Origin of the sequence: Thermomonas fusca (genome assembly GCF_005862345.1) — a bacterium.
GTDB lineage: Bacteria > Pseudomonadota > Gammaproteobacteria > Xanthomonadales > Xanthomonadaceae > Thermomonas > Thermomonas fusca.
This window is the reverse complement of sequence record NZ_SROY01000002.1, coordinates 137,642-154,292: the sequence shown is the minus strand read 5'-3', so window position 1 is coordinate 154,292 and position 16,651 is coordinate 137,642. Positions and strand designations below refer to the sequence as shown.

Genomic DNA, 16,651 nt, shown 5'->3' with positions numbered 1-16,651 from the left:
CGATGAGCCTACATGGACGTATTCACGGCGTGTCGCGGACAACGCATGCCGGCCAGCCCAGCGACGACACCATTGATCAATCCGCCAGTCCACGCAAAAGATCGTTGACCGAAGTCTTGCTGCGGGTCTTTTCGTCCACCTGCTTGACGATCACCGCGCAGTACAGCGAATGGCTGCCGTCGGCTGCCGGCAGCGAGCCGGACACCACCACGCTGTACGGCGGCACCGAGCCGTAGCTCACCTCGCCGGTCATGCGGTTGTACACGCGCGTGCTCTGGCCGAGGAACACGCCCATCCCGACCACGCTGTGGTGGCCGACCACGAAGCCTTCCACCACTTCCGAACGCGCGCCGATGAAGCAATGGTCCTCGATGATGGTCGGCCCCGCCTGCAGCGGCTCCAGCACGCCGCCGATGCCGACGCCGCCGGACAGATGACAGCCCTTGCCGATCTGTGCGCAGCTGCCCACCGTGGCCCAGGTATCGACCATCGTGCCTTCGCCAACGAAGGCGCCGATGTTGACGAAGCTCGGCATCAGCACCACGTCCTTGCCGATATGGCTGCCCGCGCGCACTACCGCGCCCGGCACCACCCGCGCGCCAAGCTGGCGGAACGCGACCTCGTCGAAGCCGGCAAAGCGCGCCGGCACCTTGTCCCAGAACGGCGCCGGCGCGGCATCGACCAGCGCCATCTCCTGCGTGCGGAAATACAGCAGCACCGCCTTCTTCAGCCACTGGTTGACCTGCCAGCCAGCGTTGCCATCGGGCTCGGCCACGCGCAGCTTGCCGCTTTCCAACCCGGCGATGGCCGCGTCCACCGCGGGCCGCACGCGGCCGGCGATGTCGTCGGCGGTCAGCTCGGTGCGGCGCTCCCACGCATCTTCAAGCGTCGTGCGCAGGGCGGAAAAATCGGTTGCACTCATCGGTTGTCTCCGTCGAAAACCGCCAGCAGTGCGGCGCGCAGTGCGTCGCAACGGTCCGGCGAAAGGGGGTGGTTATGTTCGTCGCTGACCAGCAGCAGGTCCTCGGCGCGCGCGCCGAAGGTGGCGATGCGCGCATCGTGCACGCGCAGCCGTTGTTCGCGCAGCACCCGCGCCACGTCGGCCAACAGGCCGGGGCGGTCGGTGCAGATCAGGCCGATGCGGGTGCCGCCGGCCATGTCGGTGAAATCCAGCTGCGGAGCCACGCGGAAGTGGCGGAGGTGGCGCGGCTGGCTGCGCCGCGCCGGCAGCAACCGGCCCAGATCGCCGGCCAGCGCCCGTCCCAGCGCCGCGGCCAGCAGCGCCGGTTCCGGCGCCTGCCGCTGCTCCGCCGGCAGCACGTGGAAGGTATCGAAGATGGTGCCGTCCGGTCCGTCCAGCACCCGCGCCTGCAGCACGCTCATGCCCAGGCGATCAAGGGTGATGACGATGGCGGCGAACAGGCCGTCGCGGTCGGGCATGTGCACCAGCACGTCCAGCCCGTCGCGACCGTCGCGGCCGGGGATCGCGCGCGCCGCCACCACCGGCTCGAACGGCAGCGCGCCGTGCAGCGCAGTGGCCTGCCAGGCGATCTGTTCGGGGCGGCTGCGCAGGAAATTCTCGTCCGGCATGCGCGCGAACATGGCGTCGACATCGGCATCGGCATGCCCGGTATCCAGCAACAGCGCGCGCGCCGCAGCGCGGTTCTCGGCGATGCGTTCGGCGGCGGCCACCGGCTGCCCCAACCCGCGCCGCAGCGCCAGCCGGGTGGCAGTGTGCAGGTCGGCCAGCAGCCGGTCCTTCCAGCTGTTCCACAGCTTGGGCGACGTGCCGGCGATGTCGGCGCAGGTCAGCAGATAGAGCGCATCCAGCCGCTGGCGGTCGGCAACGATGGCGGCGAAGCGATGGATCACCTCGGGATCGGTGATGTCCTGCTTCTGCGCGGTGACCGACATCAGCAGGTGCCTGCGCACCAGCCATTCGACCAGCGCGGTGTCGGCCTCGGACAGGCCGTGCGCCTCGCAGAACGCGCGGGCATCGACCGCGCCGAGTTCGGAATGGTCGCCGCCGCGGCCCTTGCCGATGTCATGGAACAACCCGGCAAGCAACAGCAACTCCGGCTTGCGCAGCGACGGCCACACGTGGTGCGCGATGGAGAAGCGCGGATCGGCCTCGCCGCTGGCGAAGCGGTCGAGATTGCGCAGCACCGCCAGCGTGTGCTGGTCGACGGTGAACACGTGGAACAGGTCGAACTGCATCCGCCCGGACACGCGCTGGAACGCCGGGATCCAGCGCCCCAGCACGCCGGAGCGGGCCATGCGCTCCAGCGTCTTGACCGGTTGCGGGCCGCGCAGCAGCTGCATGAACGCTTCGCGCAGCGCCGGCGAGGCATCGGCGTAGGCGGGAATCTGCGGCAGTTCCTGCGCCAGTTCGCGCGCGCTTTGCGAATGCAGGCCGCGCAGGCCGGAATCGGCTGCCCACGCGGCGAACAGCGCGAACAGGTTGGCGGGATCGCCGGCCAGCCAGCCCGGCGATCGCGCCGCCAGCCAGCCGCCGCGGCGCTCGAAATCCGCATCGATGGGTTCGGGCGCGGCCACGCCTTCGAAATGCTCCTCGAAGCGCTGCAGCAGGCGGTCCCCGATCCGCCGCACCACCGCGGCGCTGCGGTAGAAGTCCTGCATCATTTTCTCGACGCCGAGCGAATCGGCATCGTCGACGTAACCCAGACGCACCGCCAGCAGCTTCTGGTAATCGAAACGCAGCCGCTCCTCGCGCCGCCCGGCCACCAGATGCAGGCCGTAGCGCAGCCGGCACAGCGCGCGGCGCTCGCGCTCCAGCGCGGCAGCCTCGTCCCAACCCAGCCGGCCCCGTTCGATCAGCCGGTCCAGCGCGTGCACGCCAAAGCTGCGCAGCGCCAGCCAGCCCAGCAGGTGCAGGTCGCGCAGGCCGCCGGGGCCGTCCTTGAGATTGGGCTCGAGGTTGTCGGAGGTATCGCCGAAGCGCGCGTGGCGGCGACGCTGTTCCTCGCTCTTGGCTTCGAAGAACGCTTCCGCCGGCCACACCCGCTCAGGCGCGACGGCCGCGCGCAGCGCCTCTTCCGTCGCCGCCGCGGCGCACAGCGGACGCGCCTCGATCAGTGCAGTCAGCACGCTGTGGTCGTCGCCCGCGGCGGCGGTGCATTCCCGCGCCGAGCGCACCGCATGGCTGGCTTCCAGGCCTGCGTCCCACAGCAGCGCCACGAAGCGTGCCAGCGCCGCCTCCCAGGCGCGCTGCGCCTCGGGTTCGGCCAGCACCAGCAGGTCGATGTCGGATTGCGGGAACAGTTCGCCGCGGCCGTAGCCGCCCACCGCGAACAGGGCCAGCGGTGCGTCCTCCGGAATGCAGCGCCGCCATGCGGCGCGCACCTGCGCATCGACGGCGCGGGCGCGCAGCGCGATCAGGCGATCAGCGGGATGGCCGGCGTCGAAGCGTCGCGCCAGGCGGGCATCGATGCGCGCCTGCGCGGCCTTCGCCGCGGCGGACCAGGCCGGGTCACCGCCCGCCGGCGCGCTCACAGGTCGTTGTCGTCGCCCGGCAGCCGGGTCAGGATTTCCACGCCATCGCGGGTCACCACCACGGTGTGCTCCCACTGCGCCGACAGCTTGCGATCCTTGGTGACCACGGTCCAGCCGTCCGGCAGCAGGCGGGTGTGGCGTGCGCCTTCGTTGATCATCGGCTCGATGGTGAAGGTCATGCCCTCTTCCAGCACCAGGCCTTCGCCCGGGCGCCCGTAATGCATCACCTGCGGGTCGTCGTGGTAGATCTTGCCGATGCCATGGCCGCAGTAGTCGCGCACCACGCTGAAACGTTCCGCCTCGGCGTAGCTCTGGATCGCGTGGCCGATGTCGCCCAGGGTCGCGCCCGGCCTGACCGCGCGGATGCCGCGGAACATCGCCTCGCGGGTGACGTCCACCAGCCGCTTGGCCATCACCGACGCGGTGCCGACGATGTACATCCGGCTGGTGTCGCCATGCCAGCCGTCCTTGATGACGGTCACGTCGATGTTGACGATGTCGCCGTCCTTCAGGATCTTGGCTTCGCTGGGAATGCCGTGGCAGATCACGTTGTTGACCGAGGTGCACACGGTCTTGGGATAGCCGCGGTAGCCGATGTTGGCCGGGATCGCGCCCTGCACGTTGACGATGTGGTCGTGGCAGATGCGGTCGAGTTCCTCGGTGGTGACGCCCGCCTTCACGAACGGGGCGACCACCTGCAGCACTTCGGCGGCCAGCCGGCCGGCCTCGCGCATTTTCTCGATCTCGGCCGGGGTCTTCAGATTGATAGTCATTTGCGGATTATCGCGCATTGCGCGGGTGGCGGCAGAGCGGCGTCTGCAAGACCATTGTCCGGTGCTGGGATGCGCCGGGGGAAGAGCCCGCCGCTCGATCCAGTCATCCAAGACTGATGTCGCGGCCGCGGGCCATCCATGGCCCGCTCGGCCTCTTCCCCCGGCGCACCCATCACCTCCATGCAACCAGACCGCCGGCAGGGGGCGAGCGCAAAGCCGGGCAGGATGCCCGGCGCCCGAATCGGGCCAGGGATGGCCCGATTGAGGGACAAGCCGCCTCCGGCCGGCGGCCTGGTTGCGGCCATGATTTGCCCGCAAACCCCTCCTCCCCTATAATTCCGCGGCTGTAAACGCCATGTCGAGCGCCATCGGCAAATCCACACCTGTCGGCAACCCCCGCTCCGGGGTGCCCGCGCAAGCGGGTTCGGAAGCGGTGACGACAGGGAGGCCCAACCCCGGAATCCAGCGCCAGCCCCTGCGGCCACGGCACAGCGCCTTCATCCAACCGGCGCGGGTTCCCTCATCGGAGTTTCAGAAATGCCCCAGATCACCATGCGCCAGATGCTGGAAGCCGGCGTCCACTTCGGCCACCAGACCCGCTACTGGAATCCCAAGATGGGCCCGTACATCTTCGGCGCCCGCGGCAAGATCCACATCATCAACCTGGAAAAGACCGTCCCGCTGTTCAACGACGCGATGAACTTCATCTCGGGCGTTGCGCAGAAGCGCGGCACCATCCTGTTCCTGGGCACCAAGCGCAGCGCGCGCGATGCGATCAAGGAAGAAGCCGAGCGTTGCGGCCAGCCGTTCATGAACCAGCGTTGGCTGGGCGGCACCCTGACCAACTTCGCCACCGTCAAGAAGTCGGTGTCGCGCTTGAAGGAACTGGAAGCCGCGGAAACCGACGGCACCTTCCAGAAGCTGGTCAAGCACGAAGTGATGGGCCTGCGCCGCGAGCGCGACAAGCTGGAAGCCTCGCTGGGCGGCATCAAGGAAATGAACCGCCTGCCCGACGCGATCTTCGTGATCGACATCGGCCATGAAGACATCGCCATCAAGGAAGCCAAGAAGCTCGGCATCCCGGTGATCGCGGTGGTCGACACCAACTACAACCCGGAACTGGTGGACTACGCGATCCCCGGCAACGACGACGCCATCCGCGCCGTGCAGCTGTACGCCCGCGCCGCCGCCGACGCCGTGCTGGAAGGCAAGGCTGCTGCCCCGAATTCGGCCACGGTGCGTGAAGAAGACTTCGCCGCCGCCGTCGAAGGCGAAGAGGCCAAGCCGGCCCGCCGCAACGGCAAGAAGGGCGAGTAATCGCCCCGTCCCGCGGTCGCGCCCAGCTGCGCGGCCGCGGGTTACTGCTCGCCATTCCCGCGCAGGCGGGAGTCCAGGGACGTCGAACCCCGAACGGGCAAGGTCTCCGGATCCTGCTTTCGCAGGGATGGCGTTTCCATACATCTAGAGGTAATCCCCATGGCTGAAATCACCGCTTCCCTGGTCAAGGATCTGCGCGAGCGCACCGGCGCCGGCATGATGGAGTGCAAGAAGGCACTGACCGAAAACAACGGCGACATCGACGCCGCCGCCGAGGCGCTGCGCAAGTCGGGTCTGGCCAAGGCCGACAAGAAGGCCAGCCGCGTCACTGCCGAAGGCCGCGTGGCCGCTGCCGGCAACGGCGGCAACGCCGTGCTGGTCGAGATCAATTCCGAAACCGACTTCGTGGCCAAGGACGGCAGCTTCGTCGCCCTGTGCGACGCCATCGCCGCCGCCGCGCTGAGCTCCGGTGCTGCCGACGTTGAAGCCCTGAAGACCGCCAAGCTGGCTTCCGGCGAGACCGTCGAGGAAGCCCGCGCCGCCGCCATCGCCAAGCTGGGCGAGAACATCCAGGTGCGCCGCATGGTGCGCGTGGACGGCAACAACAACGTGGCGGCCTACGTGCACGGCGGCAAGATCGGCGTGCTGGTCGAGCTGGCCGGCGGCGACGCCGACCTGGCCCGCGGCCTGGCGATGCACATCGCCGCGATGAACCCGCCGCACAACAAGGCGTCCGACGTGCCGGCCGAGTTCGTGGCCAAGGAAAAGGAAATCGAGCTGGCCAAGATGAGCGAAAAGGACAAGGCCAAGCCGGCCGAGATCCTGGAGAAGATCATCAGCGGCAAGATCAACAAGATCGTCAACGAGGTCACCCTGTACGGCCAGCCGTACGTGCTGGACGGCGACAAGACCGTCGAGGCCGTGGTCAAGGCCGCCGGCGCCGACGTGCTGGGCTTCCAGCGCCTGGTGGTGGGCGAAGGCATCGAGAAGGTGCAGGAAGACTATCTGGCCGAAGTCGCCAAGGCGATGCAGGTCTGATTCTTCGCGACACCCGACCCACGAAAAACCCGCCGGAAACGGCGGGTTTTTTGTTGCCCGCGTGCGCTGTGATCAGGCGCGGTGGTAGGGATGGTTGGCCAGTAGCGCCGCCGCGCGGTAGATCTGTTCGGCCAGCACCAGCCGCACCAGCATGTGCGGCAGGGTCAGCGGGCCCAGCGACCAGTGTTCGTCGGCGCGGGCGATGACCTCGGCGGCATGGCCCTCGGGGCCGCCGATCAGGAAGGCGAGGTCGCGGCCCTGCCCGCGCCAGTGTTCGAGGCGCTGGGCGAGCTGTTCGGACGAATGCATTTTCCCGCGCCCATCCAACGCCACCACATGCGCGTTCTTCGGCAGCGCCGCCAGCACCCGCGCGCCTTCGTCGCTCATCGCGCGGGCGGTGTCGCGGCCCTTGCCGCGCACGCCGGGTTCGACCTCGACGAGATCGAGCGGCAGCCAGTGCGACAACCGCTTCTGGTATTCGGAAAAGCCCTGCGCCACCCAGCCGGGCGCGCGCTCGCCCACGGCGATCAGACGCGCCTTCATCAGTACCAGTACCCGGCGTCATCCTGAGGGAAGCGCGCATCCTCATCGCCCAGCTGGCGCTGCTGTTTGAGCCAGCGCTTGAACGCCTGCGGTTGCTGCAGGCCGCGCAGGTCGGCGCGCATGATCGCCAGGTCGGCTTCGACTTCGCGCTTGCAACGCGCCAGCAGCTTGTCGAGCTGCTGCGGCTTCAGCCGCCGCGCCGGATCCAGCCCGTAGTCCGCGCAGAAGCTCTGCTCCACCTGCGCCAGTTCCCGCGCGACCTCCTCGCATTGCCGGGACAGCTCGCGGTTGTACTGCTGCAGGCGCGCGTCGGTGAGTGCATCCACGCCGGCGGCGTCCAGCAGGCCGATCTCCACCTGCAGCTCGATCAGGCCGATCAGGTCGCCAGCCTTGTAGCTGGCGTTGAGCCGCTGCATCAACACGGTGCGGCGCTGGCCGTCGGCGGCGTCGCGGGCGCGATCCGGATGCAGGCTGGCCGCGAGCTTGCGATAGAGCTCGCGCAGCGGCGGCGGTTCGTCCGCCTGCTGTTTGGCGGCTTCGCGCTGCTGCCGACGCGCCTTGCGCTGCCGCGCATGCGCCTGCTGCTGGTGCATCCGCGCCTGCGCCTGTGCGAACACCGCGTCCGGCGACCCCATCGCATCCACGTCCTCGGGCGACAGGCCGAACGCGGCACCCAACACCTGCTTGAGCATCGCATCCGATTCGGACACATCCGCGTCATAGCCCTGCCAGCTGTGGCGATCGTAAAGCGGCTTGAGATCCTCGCGGCCCTCCGCGATCAAACCTCCGGCGAGCTGGCACAGCAGTTCGGAGAGAAAGGCGCGGTCGCCCTTGGCCAGCTTGATGCTTGCGTGCGCGTGGTCCAGCAGTTCCACCAGCGCCACATCCAGCTCGATCCGCTGCGCCAGCAGCGGCGCCAGCTGCGACTGGTGGCGCTGTTGCCAGCGCGGCAGGGCCTCGGCCCAGGCACGCAGCTCGCCGCGCTGCCGCTCCAGCTCGGACACCAACTTGTCGAAGCGCTTGCGCGCCGGGCTGGCCGGGGCGCGGAGGCCGGACTGCGCCTGCAGCTGCTGCAGGACGCTGGCTGCCGCCACCGGCGCAACCGCCGTGACGGCACCCGGCTTATTCGTCTTCGCCACCCGCTGCCGGCGGCTGGTCGCCGACCGACCACAGCCGTTCCAGCGCGTAGAACTCGCGCACCCTCGGCAGCATGACGTGGACGACCACGTCGCCCAGGTCCACCAGCACCCATTCGGCCTCGCGCTCGCCTTCCACGCCCAGCGGCATCACGTCGAGCTTCTTGGCGAAACGCACCACTTCGTCCGCCGCCGACTTCACGTGGCGGGTGGAGGTGCCGGAGGCAACCACCATGTAATCGCAGACGCTGCTCTTGCCGCGTACGTCTATTTCAACGATGTCCTTGGCCTTGAGTTCTTCCAGCCCGTCGTGCACGGCCTTCAGCAGGGCCTCCACGGAGGGCGGCGGGTTGGGCAGGCTGGTCTTGATGACTTGGGCGGCGGTGGTCAAGGGCGATCGCTCGATGGAAACGCAGGCAGTATAACGGCCGGGCTGCGGTAGAGATGAAGACTGTCGATACGCGCGGCCACGGCCGCCGGCACCCACTCCCGCCACGGTTCGCCGGCGGCGATGCGGCGGCGCAGCTCGGTGGAGGACTCCGGCCGCAGCTCCGCCAGCGGCAGCAGGACGAAACCACCAGCCGGACCATCAGCCAACGCATCGGGCGGCAGCCAGCGGCCATTGACCTGCGCCAGCACCTGCGGCGCCTGTTCGCGCAGGCGCGCGGCATCGACCTCGGCACGCGGGCGCTGCACGGCGACGATGTGGGCGAGGTCGAACAATTCGCGCCAGCGGTGCCAGGTATGCAGCTGAAGCAGCGAGTCGGCGCCGACCAGCCACGCCAGCGGCGCGCTGGCGCCGGCTTCGGCGCGCAGCTCGGTCAGGGTGTCGAAGGTGTAGGACGGACCGGCGCGGTGCAGTTCGCGCGTGTCCACCCGCAGCCCCCGCTCGCCGTCGATCGCCAGCGCCAGCAGCTGCGCGCGCTGGTCGCTATCGGCATGGGTGGCGTCCTTGTGCGGCGGATCGCGCGCCGGCACCAGCGCCACCTCGGCGCGCAGGGCATCGCGGGCGGCGCGGGCGATCGCCAGGTGCCCGTTGTGCACCGGGTCGAAGCTGCCGCCGTAGAACACCCGCAGCGGGCTGCTCACGATGCCAGCAGGCGCAGCGCGCCCGGATCCGCGACCGCCAGCAGCAGGCGTTCCAGCTGCAGCCAGGCGTCGTGGGATTCGCGGCCCGGCCGCACCCGACCCTTTGAAATGCGGTCCACGCTGCCGGCTTCCACCAGCAACCGCTGCCAGCGCTCCGGCGGATGCCGCGACAGCGCGCGCTTGTACACGGCTTCCTTGGCCGGCCAGATGCGCTGCGCCTTGCACTCGGCGGCGAAATTGCGCGCGCGCGCCAGCGCGGCGACGGTGTGGAGCTCCTTCACCACCATGCCCATCAGCGCCGGGATCGCCTCGCCTTCCGCCTTCAACCCGGCGATCACCCGCGAGACCTGCGCGGCTTGTCCGTTGAGGGCGGCATCGACCAGCCGGAACACGTCGAAACGCGCGGAATCGGCGACCAGCGCGTCCATCCGCTCGACATCCAGCACCTCGGCCTGACCCCGCAGCAGCAGCGCCAGCTTGTCCACTTCCTGCGCCGCCGCCAGCAGGTTGCCTTCCACCCGCTGCGCCAGCCGCGCCACCGCGTCGGGCGCGGCCTTGATGCCGCGGCTGCGCAGGCGCTGGCCGATCCAGCCGGACAGCTCATGCGGCTTCACCGGCCACGCGATGGCCAGGTGGCCGGTGCGGGCGACCGCCTCGCTCCACTTGCCGGCGTGCGACTTCGACCATTCGCCGGCGATCACCAGCAGCACCACGTCCGGCGGCGGCGCGGCGCAGAAGCCGGAAATCAGCTTCGCGCCCTCCGCGCCCGGCTTGCCGGTGGGCAGACGGACTTCGATCAGGCGACGGCTGGCAAACAGGCTGGGGGCATGGATCGACGCATCCAGCCCGTCCCAGTCGGCATCGCGGCCTTCCATATCGTGCACTTCGCGGTCGGGGATGCCCTGCGCGCGGGCGGCGGCACGGACCGCGTCGGCGGCCTCCAGCACCAGCAGCGGTTCACTGCCGGCGACCAGATAGACCGGCCGCAGCGGCTCGTTGGCCAGTTGCCCGGCAAGACGGTCGGCGCCCAGCTCCATCCGCGGCCTGCCGGCGTTACGGCGCGGCGGGCTTGGAAGCGGCGTCGACGCGGCGCAGGATCGCCGCCGCCATGTCGCGGCGCAGCTCGCGCACCAGCATTTCGCGCTCGCTGGCCTTGCCGATGGAGTCCACCGCCGGGGCCAGGTAGTCGCGCGACAGTTCCACCGCCTGCTGCGGCACCGCAGTGCTGCCGTCGGCGCGGCGCAGGCTGAACACCACCGCGTAGCGCAGCGCGTATTCCTGCGCGCGGCCGGACTGGTCATTGCTGATAGGGGTGTCGGCCCACTGCTCGGACACCACCTGCAGGGTGGCGACACCCTCGCTGGCCTCCGCCGGGGCCGCCTGCGCACCGGCGCGCTGCAGGCCTTCGGCCAGCATGTCGGCCAGCGGGCTGTAGCGATCCGCCCCCAGCACCCGCACCGGGCCGAGGTCGGCCGGCAGGTTGAGCGCGTTGCGCAGGTGGAAACCGCAGCCGGACAGCAGCGCGGCGGACAGGGCGATGACGGCTAGGCGGGATTTCATGTGGGAAGTCTAAGCCATGGTGGTCGCCATCCCCGCGAAATCGGGGATGGCGAACGGGAATCACACCACGATATTGACGATCTTGCCGGGAACGACAATGACCTTCTTCGGCACCTGCCCGGCCACGAACGCGGCCACGTTCGGTTCCGCCAGCGCGGCGGCCTCGATCGCCTCGCGCGGGGTATCTACGCCGACCTCGATCGTGCCGCGCAGCTTGCCGTTGACCTGCACCGCCAGCGTGACCGCATCGCGCACCAGCGCAGCCGCATCCGGTTTCGGGAACGGCACGTCCTCCAGCAGCGTCTCCGGATGGCCGAGCACCTGCCACAGCGCATGGCTGATGTGCGGGGTGATCGGATTCAGCAACAGGACGATGGCTTCGAACGCCTCGTGGCGCACTGCGCGCCCCTGCTCGCTCATGTCGTTGAACTTGCCGATCGCGTTCATCAGCTCCATCAGCGCGGCGATGGCGGTGTTGAAGGCGTGCCGGCGCGCGTAGTCGTCGCCGACCTTGGCGATGGCCTCGTGCACCTGCCGGCGCAGCGCCTTCTGCGGTGCGTCCAATGCGGCGGGGTCGACCGCCGGATGGTCCGGCTGCGCGGCATGCGCATGCACGTCGCGCCACAGCCGGCGCAGGAAGCGGGCCATGCCCTCGACGCCGGCGTCACTCCATTCCAGCGACAGATCCGGCGGCGCGGCGAACATCGAGAACAGGCGCACGGTGTCGGCGCCGTAGCGGTCCACCAGCAGCTGCGGATCGACGCCGTTGTTCTTCGACTTCGACATCTTCTCGGTGCCGCCCACCCGCACCGGCTGGCCATCGGCCACCAGCGTCGCGCCGGTCACGCGGCCCTTGTCGTCACGCTGCAGCTCCACGTCGGCCGGGTTGATCCACTCCTTGCCGCCGTTGTCCTGCTCGCGGAAGAAGGTGTCGGCGATGACCATGCCCTGGGTGAGCAGGCGGGTGGCCGGCTCGTCGCTGTGCACCAGCCCGGCGTCGCGCAGGAGCTTGTGATAGAAGCGGAAATACATCAGGTGCAGGATCGCGTGCTCGATGCCGCCGATGTATTGGTCCACGGGCAGCCAGTAGTTGGCGCGCTCGTCCACCATGTCGGCGGCGCCCGGCGAGGTGTAGCGGGCGTAGTACCAACTCGACTCCATGAAGGTGTCGAAGGTGTCGGTCTCGCGCTCGGCCGCGCCACCGCACTGCGGGCAGGTGGTCCTGCGCCATTCGGGATCGGATTTGATCGGCGAATGCACGTCGCCCGATGCGAAGGCATCGGCCACGTCCTCGGGCAGCACCACCGGCAGCTGGTCTTCCGGCACCGGCACCACGCCGCAGCCGGGGCAATGGACGACCGGGATCGGGCAACCCCAGTAGCGCTGGCGCGAGACGCCCCAGTCGCGCAGGCGGAAGTTGACCCGCCGGGTGCCGGTCCCGGCCAGCTCGAATTTCACCGCCAGCGCCTCGAACGCGGCGTCGAAGTCCATGCCGTTGAACTCGCCGGAATTGATCAGCCAGCCGCGCTCGGTATGCGCGCCGTCTTCCTCGATCCGGCGCAGGTACTCGCGCACCATGGCGACCGCCGCGTCGATCTCGTAGACGTCCACCGGGGCGTGGCCACCCAGCGCCACCGCCATCGGATCGTCGTGTTCCTTCAGGTGCGAGGACATTTCCTCCAGCGCGTCGCGGGTCGCCGCATCGACGATCACCGGCTTGACCGGCAGGCCGTAGGCCTTGGCGAATTCCCAGTCGCGCTGGTCGTGCGCCGGCACCGCCATCACCGCGCCGGTGCCGTAGCCCATCAGCACGAAATTGGCGACGTAGATCGGAATGTCCTCGCCGGTGACCGGGTGCCGGGCCCACTGGCCGGTGGCCATGCCGCGCTTTTCCTGGGTCTCCAGCTCCGCCTCGGAGACGCCGCCCTGCTTGAGACCGGCGATGAATTCGGCCAGCTCGGGGTTGGTGCGCGCGGCCTTCTGCGCCAGCGGGTGTTCGCCGGCGATGCTGATGAAGGTCACGCCCATCAGGGTGTCGGGACGCGTGGTGAACACGGTCAGCGGCCGGGTTTCGCCATCGACCGCAAAATGGATTTCCAGCCCCTGGCTGCGCCCGATCCAGTTGCGCTGCATGGTCTTGACCGAGTCCGGCCAGCCTTCCAGCTTGTCCAGATCGTCCAGCAGCTCCTGCGCGTAGTCGGTGATGCGCAGGAACCACTGCGGGATCTCGCGCTTTTCCACCAGAGCGCCGGTGCGCCAGCCGCGGCCGTCGATCACCTGCTCGTTGGCCAGCACGGTCTGGTCCACCGGGTCCCAGTTGACCACCGAATTCTTGCGGTAGGCCACGCCCTTCTTCAGCAGGCGTACGAACATGCGCTGTTCGTGGGCGTAGTAGTCGGGCTTGCAGGTGGCGAACTCGCGGCTCCAGTCGATCGCGTAGCCCAGCGACCGCAGCTGCGTGCGCATGTGCTCGATATTGGCGTAGGTCCACTTGGCCGGCGCGGTCTTGTTCTTGATCGCGGCGTTCTCGGCCGGCAGGCCGAACGCGTCCCAGCCCATCGGCTGCAGCACGTTGTGCCCGGTCATGCGCTTGTGGCGGCTGATGACATCGCCGATCGTGTAGTTGCGCACGTGGCCGACGTGCAGCGCACCGGACGGATACGGCAGCATCGACAGGCAGTAGTACTTGGGCTTGCCGCCGCCCTCGCGCACTTCGAAGGCACGGGTGTTGGCCCAGAACGACTGGGCGGCGGACTCGACGGTGCGGGGATCGTAGATGGCGGGCTCGGACACGGCAGGGGACGCTGGAATCGGGCCTGAGAGCCTACCGCAGCGCAGCAGACCCCGCCATTGCCTCGCCAATCCCCTCGCCCCCGGCCGAACGCGTGCAATCTGCGAACGCTTGTGCAACAACGACGCAGCGGCGAGGATGGCCGCCGCTGCCGCGCCGCGCAGCCGCAGAAGCCGGGAGCCGAACACCGATGGAGTTGCTGACGCTGGAACACTTTGCCGGCTGCGTGAACGAGCCCTTCTCCGCCGCGCTGAACGGCATGGACGTGGAGTTCGTGCTGGTGGAAGCACGCCCACTGCCGCCGCCTTCCGCGAACGCTGCGCGGGCGCCCTTCTCGCTGCTGTTCCGCAACACGGCGCCGGTGCTGTTTCCGCAGCAGATCTACCCGATGCGGCATGCGCGGATCGGCGAAGTCGGGATCTTCCTGGTGCCGATCGCCCAGGAGCGCGCCGGCTTTCTCTACCAGGCCGTCTTCAACTGAGCAGCGCGCGTCGCTGCATCCAAGCGTCTTTCCAGGTCAGGAACGCGCGGGCGACCAGCGCATCGACAGATACCCGCCATCGCCGCCCTCCGCGATGAAGCCCAGCCGCTCGTAGAGCCGGCGCGCCCCGGGATTGGTTTCCAGCACGTGCAGCCGCATGCCGCGCCCGAATGTCGCGGCCTCGCGCTGGCTGTGGCCGATCAACGCGCCGCCCAGCCCGGCGCCGCGCAGCGCCGGCGACAGGCTGATGTCGACGAGCACGTGCTCCGGCGCCGTGCGCCGCAGGTAGTAGCGGCCGACCGGGCCCTGCCCGTCCCGCTCAATCGCCAGGAAATCGGCATCGCCGTAGTGGGCGATGTAATGGCGGTGCTGCAGATCGAACTGCCCGTCGAGGAACGCACGCTTGGCGGCATCCGGCCACGGCACCGGCGCCATTTCCTCCGCCCGGGTGGTGGCGTAGAGGTCGCGCAGCCAGGGCAGGTCGACATCGCGAAGCCAGCGCAACGAAAACCCGCGCTCGGCCAGGAGCGCGGGCGCGGTCGTGCGGCCGGGCAGTTCCGGAGGGAACAGTGCCTGCCTGGCGGAAGGCTCCGCCGTCATGTCACGGGAACGACGGGAACACGCCCTGCAGTGCGATGCAGAAGTTCACCGCAAGATACGGCTGCTGGTTCTGGTGCGGCAATCCGCCGCCCGCGCTCGGCGAGATCATGTTCGGCGCGAACGTCGCATTCGGAGCACCCGCATTGAACGGCTTGTTGACCGTCGTGCCGGGCTGCGACAACCCCCCGTTGGCGACGGGCGCACCGCTCCTCTTGGTTGGGTCGGTAGGCAGATAGGCATTGATGCCGTGGTTGTGCTGCGGAATCTGGTTGCCGGTCAGGGTGACGGCATCGACGCCGAATGTTTCGCCCAATGAGCGCGGCGTCAGCCCTGGGCCCTGCCCCTGCTCGCAACCTGCCCGGCCGGCGAAGTTGGGCAGTTGGAACGTGCTCTGGCCGTTGCCGCCATACGTGGTGCCCAGCAACGAGAAGAGCGCGGTGTTCTGCGAGATCGGCAGGGTGGCGCCGTTGCAGAACGCCCAATAGCGTGGATTGAAATTGAAGCCGAACATCTGGATTTCACCGATGAAGGGTTCGGTCATGTCTTGGTTCCTCCGATGAGGTGCCACGTGGTTGTCGTGGCGGCGTCTGCGCGACGCGGGGGTGACGGATGCGGGTGGAGGACTGCTCAGCCCTGCGACGGGAAGATGCCGGCCCACGCGATGCAGAACTGCACCGTCAGCGTGGGCATGCAGTTCTCGTGCGGCTGGCTGCCGCCCGCCAGGCTTGTGGACTGCGGGGACATCGGCAAGGCGGTCGCGCCGGCGACGTCGGACACATAGAAGGAATCGCCGCTGACCGTGCCGGGCAACAGTGTGTTACCGGGTGTCACTGCGCCAGCCGCGCCCGTCGTGGCGGCCAGGGTGTGGGTGTGCGCCGGCATCTGGGTGGCAAGCACGGTCACCGTCTCGGTGCCGGCGCGCTGACCGATGACATAGTTGCTCAGACCGGGGCCCGTGCCTTGATGGATCGGCAGGCGGCCGCGCAGGTCGGGAACCGCGAACGTGTTCACGCCATCGCCGCCGTAGGTGGTGCCGAGCAGCGTGTACAGCACTTCGTATTCGGCGATCGGCAGCAGGCTGCCGTCGCAGGCCTGCCAGCCATTGGGGGCGCCTCGATTGCCGAAACCGAACATGCGGATCTCGCCGACGTAAGGGGTACTCATTGGGGTTTTGCTCCGGAAATTGGATGGACGGTGCGCGGCCCTGTGGCGCGCAGGTGCGTTGTTCCAGGAGAACGCGGCGTCAGTCGCGGGAGGGGAAGATGCCACTCAGCGCGACGCAGAAATTGATGACGCTGTAAGGCTGGAGATTGGGGTGCGGCTGGTTATCGCCAGCAGGCGCGACCGTCTGCGGATTCTGTGGCACCAGCGGCCCGGTGCTGGCGGCATACAGATTGGGCGGCGCGGACGTGCTGGTACTGGCGGCGAAGAGACGCCCGCTCGGATTGCGGTTGTCGCCGTTCGCGGCGGATGCGTTCATCGCATGCGTGTGCGCCGGCAGGTTGGTGCTCAGCAGGGAGACGTTCTCCACGCCGCCCGACTGGCCGATCTGCGCCGGCGTCGGCTGCCAGCTGGGGTCGACCGAGGATGGGTAGCCGATTGGCGTGCGGCTGCGCAGGTCCGGCAATGCGAAATTGGTGGTGCCGTTGCCCCCGTACTGCGTCCCCAGCAGCGAGAACAATGCCTGGTTCTGATTGATCGGCAGCAGCTGACCGTTGCACAGCGCCCAATACTTCGGCGCGAAGTTGAAACCGGCCATCATGATCTGGCCGATGAAGAACTCGCTCATCGTGATCCTTCCCCTCGGGTG

17 protein-coding genes are annotated in these 16,651 nt (G+C 68.9%); 3 read left to right on the top strand and 14 right to left on the bottom strand.

Annotated features, from left to right (window positions below):
- Positions 1–76: 76 nt before the first annotated feature.
- From dapD to map, 3 genes are read right to left on the bottom strand one after another with little or no spacing between them, the layout of a single operon-like run.
- A complete protein-coding gene (gene dapD, locus E5S66_RS04975) occupies positions 77–922 on the bottom strand; it encodes a 2,3,4,5-tetrahydropyridine-2,6-dicarboxylate N-succinyltransferase (RefSeq protein WP_138348063.1) in 846 nt (281 codons plus the stop codon).
- On the bottom strand, positions 919–3,513 hold the full coding sequence (gene glnD, locus E5S66_RS04970; RefSeq protein ID WP_138348061.1) for a [protein-PII] uridylyltransferase: 2,595 nt from the start codon (positions 3,511–3,513) through the stop codon (positions 919–921). Before glnD ends, dapD begins: the two co-directional genes overlap by 4 nt.
- Positions 3,510–4,286, bottom strand: a complete 777-nt coding sequence (gene map / locus E5S66_RS04965; protein WP_138348059.1) for a type I methionyl aminopeptidase — start codon at positions 4,284–4,286, stop codon at positions 3,510–3,512. The genes glnD and map overlap by 4 nt, the downstream gene beginning before the upstream one ends.
- 537 nt (positions 4,287–4,823) lie before the next feature.
- Here map and rpsB point away from each other — a divergent pair.
- Both rpsB and tsf read left to right on the top strand, forming a co-directional pair.
- The gene (gene rpsB, locus E5S66_RS04960) at positions 4,824–5,603 is read left to right on the top strand and encodes a 30S ribosomal protein S2 (RefSeq protein WP_028838512.1); all 780 of its coding nucleotides are present in this window, start codon (positions 4,824–4,826) and stop codon (positions 5,601–5,603) included.
- A 159-nt stretch (positions 5,604–5,762) separates the two neighbouring features.
- Positions 5,763–6,641, top strand: a complete 879-nt coding sequence (gene tsf / locus E5S66_RS04955; protein ID WP_138348057.1) for a translation elongation factor Ts — start codon at positions 5,763–5,765, stop codon at positions 6,639–6,641.
- A gap of 72 nt (positions 6,642–6,713) precedes the next feature.
- Here the strand turns inward: tsf and rlmH are convergent, their stop codons facing one another.
- The 7 genes from rlmH to leuS are packed head-to-tail and all read right to left on the bottom strand — an operon-like array spanning position 6,714 to position 13,762.
- Positions 6,714–7,184, bottom strand: coding sequence for a 23S rRNA (pseudouridine(1915)-N(3))-methyltransferase RlmH (gene rlmH, locus E5S66_RS04950; protein ID WP_138348056.1), 471 nt, complete (start codon positions 7,182–7,184; stop codon positions 6,714–6,716).
- Entirely contained in the window at positions 7,184–8,278 is a 1,095-nt protein-coding gene (locus E5S66_RS04945) for a J domain-containing protein (protein ID WP_138348685.1), read from the bottom strand. Before E5S66_RS04945 ends, rlmH begins: the two co-directional genes overlap by 1 nt.
- Positions 8,279–8,306: 28 nt before the next feature.
- Positions 8,307–8,711: a ribosome silencing factor gene (rsfS, locus tag E5S66_RS04940; protein ID WP_028838508.1), complete on the bottom strand. Its 405-nt coding sequence runs from the start codon at positions 8,709–8,711 to the stop codon at positions 8,307–8,309.
- Positions 8,708–9,409, bottom strand: a complete 702-nt coding sequence (gene nadD, locus E5S66_RS04935; RefSeq protein WP_246037148.1) for a nicotinate-nucleotide adenylyltransferase — start codon at positions 9,407–9,409, stop codon at positions 8,708–8,710. Before nadD ends, rsfS begins: the two co-directional genes overlap by 4 nt.
- On the bottom strand, positions 9,406–10,446 hold the full coding sequence (gene holA / locus E5S66_RS04930) for a DNA polymerase III subunit delta (RefSeq protein WP_138348054.1): 1,041 nt from the start codon (positions 10,444–10,446) through the stop codon (positions 9,406–9,408). The genes nadD and holA overlap by 4 nt, the downstream gene beginning before the upstream one ends.
- A 16-nt stretch (positions 10,447–10,462) precedes the next feature.
- Positions 10,463–10,969, bottom strand: a complete 507-nt coding sequence (locus E5S66_RS04925; RefSeq protein WP_138348052.1) for an LPS-assembly lipoprotein LptE — start codon at positions 10,967–10,969, stop codon at positions 10,463–10,465.
- Positions 10,970–11,029: 60 nt separating this feature from the next.
- Positions 11,030–13,762, bottom strand: a complete 2,733-nt coding sequence (gene leuS / locus E5S66_RS04920) for a leucine--tRNA ligase (RefSeq protein ID WP_138348050.1) — start codon at positions 13,760–13,762, stop codon at positions 11,030–11,032.
- 188 nt (positions 13,763–13,950) lie between these two features.
- Between leuS and E5S66_RS04915 the strand changes: the two genes are divergently transcribed.
- Positions 13,951–14,241 (top strand): DUF6916 family protein, encoded by a 291-nt coding sequence (locus E5S66_RS04915; protein WP_138348048.1) that lies wholly within the window; start codon positions 13,951–13,953, stop codon positions 14,239–14,241.
- A gap of 36 nt (positions 14,242–14,277) precedes the next feature.
- Here the strand turns inward: E5S66_RS04915 and E5S66_RS04910 are convergent, their stop codons facing one another.
- The 4 genes from E5S66_RS04910 to E5S66_RS04895 all read right to left on the bottom strand — a co-directional run bounded on the left by E5S66_RS04910 (position 14,278) and on the right by E5S66_RS04895 (position 16,630).
- Positions 14,278–14,841, bottom strand: coding sequence for a GNAT family N-acetyltransferase (locus tag E5S66_RS04910; protein WP_138348046.1), 564 nt, complete (start codon positions 14,839–14,841; stop codon positions 14,278–14,280).
- A gap of 1 nt (position 14,842) precedes the next feature.
- Entirely contained in the window at positions 14,843–15,382 is a 540-nt protein-coding gene (locus E5S66_RS04905) for a phage tail protein (RefSeq protein WP_138348044.1), read from the bottom strand.
- A gap of 86 nt (positions 15,383–15,468) precedes the next feature.
- Positions 15,469–16,005, bottom strand: a complete 537-nt coding sequence (locus tag E5S66_RS04900) for a phage tail protein (protein ID WP_138348042.1) — start codon at positions 16,003–16,005, stop codon at positions 15,469–15,471.
- A 79-nt stretch (positions 16,006–16,084) separates the two neighbouring features.
- Complete coding sequence (locus E5S66_RS04895; protein ID WP_138348041.1) at positions 16,085–16,630, bottom strand: phage tail protein; 546 nt, start codon at positions 16,628–16,630, stop codon at positions 16,085–16,087.
- Positions 16,631–16,651: the final 21 nt, after the last annotated feature.

Bases quoted from the DNA above. Each gene is read 5' to 3' on its own strand.
- E5S66_RS04910 (WP_138348046.1), bottom strand. From the start codon at position 14,841: ATGACGGCGGAGCCTTCCGCCAGGCAGGCACTGTTCCCTCCGGAACTG.
- rlmH (WP_138348056.1), bottom strand. From the start codon at position 7,184: ATGAAGGCGCGTCTGATCGCCGTGGGCGAGCGCGCGCCCGGCTGGGTG.
- tsf (WP_138348057.1), top strand. From the start codon at position 5,763: ATGGCTGAAATCACCGCTTCCCTGGTCAAGGATCTGCGCGAGCGCACC.
- dapD (WP_138348063.1), bottom strand. From the start codon at position 922: ATGAGTGCAACCGATTTTTCCGCCCTGCGCACGACGCTTGAAGATGCG.
- E5S66_RS04905 (WP_138348044.1), bottom strand. From the start codon at position 15,382: ATGACCGAACCCTTCATCGGTGAAATCCAGATGTTCGGCTTCAATTTC.
- holA (WP_138348054.1), bottom strand. From the start codon at position 10,446: ATGGAGCTGGGCGCCGACCGTCTTGCCGGGCAACTGGCCAACGAGCCG.
- E5S66_RS04900 (WP_138348042.1), bottom strand. From the start codon at position 16,005: ATGAGTACCCCTTACGTCGGCGAGATCCGCATGTTCGGTTTCGGCAAT.
- E5S66_RS04915 (WP_138348048.1), top strand. From the start codon at position 13,951: ATGGAGTTGCTGACGCTGGAACACTTTGCCGGCTGCGTGAACGAGCCC.
- rpsB (WP_028838512.1), top strand. From the start codon at position 4,824: ATGCCCCAGATCACCATGCGCCAGATGCTGGAAGCCGGCGTCCACTTC.
- map (WP_138348059.1), bottom strand. From the start codon at position 4,286: ATGACTATCAATCTGAAGACCCCGGCCGAGATCGAGAAAATGCGCGAG.
- E5S66_RS04925 (WP_138348052.1), bottom strand. From the start codon at position 10,969: ATGAAATCCCGCCTAGCCGTCATCGCCCTGTCCGCCGCGCTGCTGTCC.
- E5S66_RS04895 (WP_138348041.1), bottom strand. From the start codon at position 16,630: ATGAGCGAGTTCTTCATCGGCCAGATCATGATGGCCGGTTTCAACTTC.